Annotated in this window: 1 protein-coding gene; it reads right to left on the bottom strand. The window is 74.1% G+C overall.

The features are described from left to right. The coding region (locus tag O145_RS15150) for a DUF4011 domain-containing protein (RefSeq protein ID WP_324252512.1) at positions 1-2,381 on the bottom strand (2,381 nt) is incomplete at both ends.

The following is a 2,381-nucleotide window of genomic DNA, read 5'->3' as shown; positions in this document are numbered from 1 at the left end:
AGAAGGCGATCAGCGACTCCACCCGGCTGCGGTAGTGCCAGGTCAGGCGGCGGCTCGGCACGCCGCCGCTCAGGCAGCGGTCCAGGATCGAGCCGTTCTCGCGGCGGCCCGCGCCCTCCAGGTCGCCGCCGCCCCGGGTCGTGCCGGGAGCAGTGGCCGGCGGCATCTGCTTGGGGTCCCCGACGACGACCACCGACCGCCCCCGCCCCATGGCCCCCACGGCCCCGGCCACCGTGATCTGGGAGGCCTCGTCGAACACGACGACGTCCACGTAGCGGCGGTCGGACGGGAAGAAACGGGCCACCGAGTCCGGGGAGACCAGGATGCACGGGGTGATGGCCACCACGAGGTCCCAGTAGGAGCTGATCAGCTCCCGGACATTCATGGTCCCTCGGCGACGGCGGACCTCGCGTCGCAGCTCCTCGGCGCGCGGGCCGGCCTCGCGCAGAATCCGGTCGCGGCGGGCCAGGACGCTGCCCAGCAGCTCGGGGGTCAGGGCCTTGCGCAGCCGCTCCTGGGTGCGCCGGTAGTCCGCGAGCAGCCGGGCGTGGACGGCCGGGTCGAAAGCGTCCAGACCCGTCTCGCGGGCCCGGGCCTCGAAGGCGGAGCGGGCCCGCTCGACCTCGCCCTGGTCGCTCTCGGCGTCGCGCGTCTGCGCCGTCCCGTTGTCGTCGGTCTCGGCGTCGCGTGCCTCAATGAGCTCCTGGCACGCCCGGTAGTAGGAGAAGCCGTCCCGCGGGTCGTGCAGTCCCTCGCGGTACTCCCCCAGGCGCTCGCGCAGCCGGCCCAGCCGTTCTCGCAGCTCGTCCGCCTCGGCGGCCGCGTCGGGCCCGGGCGCCCGCAGATCAAGCGCGCACCGCAGCGCCTCGTAGACCGCGGCGGGCCTCATGCCATTGTCGTGGAGGTTGAGCAGCAGGCCCCCGATGCCCGCCTCCTCTCGCAGGCGGCGGGCGACGACGTCGAGCGCCGATGCCTTCTCCGCCGCGAACATGACAGTCCGCCCTCGTGCCAGGGCCCGGAAGATGAGGTTCGCGACAGTCTGGGACTTGCCGGTCCCGGGCGGCCCCTCGACCACGAGGCTGCGCCCGGCCGCGGCGTCGGCGACCACCCGCGCCTGGTCGGAGTCGGCGTCCAGCGGCAGGCTCTCGACGACCTCGTCGACGTCCTCCGCCGGTTCACCGTCCGCGCCGCTCGCCGGGCCCGCCGGATCCGGAAACGCCGCCGGGACCCCGCTCGGGGTCTCCAGGAGGTGGCCGACCAGCGGGTTGGAGACGATGGTCCGCCAGTCCTTCTCCAGGTCCTGCCACATGCGGTAGGTGGAGTACCCGAACAGCCCCAGGTGAACGGTCCGCTCGACGGTGTCGCGACGGCCCGCTCTGCGCAGCCGGCGTCGCACCCTCTCCAGGGTGGCCTTGACGTCGATGCCGTGCTCGTCGTGCACCGGTTCGCGCAGCTCGACCAGGTCGATGCCGGTACTCGCCTTGAAGCGGGCCAGCAGGGAGTGGTTGGGGGTCGAGGCCCCGGCCTCGTCCAGGCTGATCACATAGGGTCCGTCCTCCTGCGCCAGGTTGACGGGGATGAGAATGAGCGGGGAGCGCACCTGGACGCCGTCAATGCGCCACGTGAGGGAGCCGATGGTCAGGTAGAGGTTGTTCGCCCCGGTCTCCGCCAGGGCCGTGCGGGCGGAGGCGGCCATGGTCTGCAGGCGTCGCCCGCACTCCTTGCCGGAGAGGTTGACGTAGACCGTCTGCTCCTCGGTCAGCAGCGCGGCCCGCTCATCGGCGCTCGCAGACGCGCGGTTCGGGGCGCCGTACGGGTCCGGGCGCAGGGCTACCAGGTCCCCGGCGTTGACGATGTCCTCGAGCCGGCCGATGAGATCGGGCGGTACCCACAGCTTGACGGTATCGCGCGCGGAAAGGCTGATGAGGGGGTTGCGCCGAGACAGGTCGAGCAGGCTCCTCTTCCAGTCCTCGACGGCGTCCGGGGCGGGCTCCGGCGAGCCCGAGGGCCCGGCGGCGTCCGGGGCCTCGGCGGGCGACCCGGTAGCGGACGCGTCGTCGGCGGGCGGCTGCCCGGCCTCCAGCGCGGCAGAAGGCTCGGCGGCGGGGCCGTCGTCGTCGAGAGCGGGCTCGTTGTCGGGCGGCTCCGGGCAAGCCGGCGCGACGACGCCGTCATCATCGCGCTCCAGCAGGGGCTGCGGGGCGGCGCCACCGGGCCGGGCGACGCCCACCGGGACGGCGAGGGTCAGGTCGGACAGCGCCTCCAGCGCCACGCCGCGCGCCCGGCCGGGCAGCTCGTGGAGGACGGCGACCGCCGCGCCGACCGCCAGGTCCGGGTCGATCATGCCCATGACGCCGCGGCGGATGAGGTCGGCGGCCTCC

The organism is Actinomyces israelii DSM 43320, assembly GCF_000711965.1.
Taxonomy (GTDB): domain Bacteria; phylum Actinomycetota; class Actinomycetes; order Actinomycetales; family Actinomycetaceae; genus Actinomyces; species Actinomyces israelii.
The sequence above is the reverse complement of the archived record's forward strand: the minus strand, read 5'-3'. Positions and strand labels throughout refer to the sequence as shown.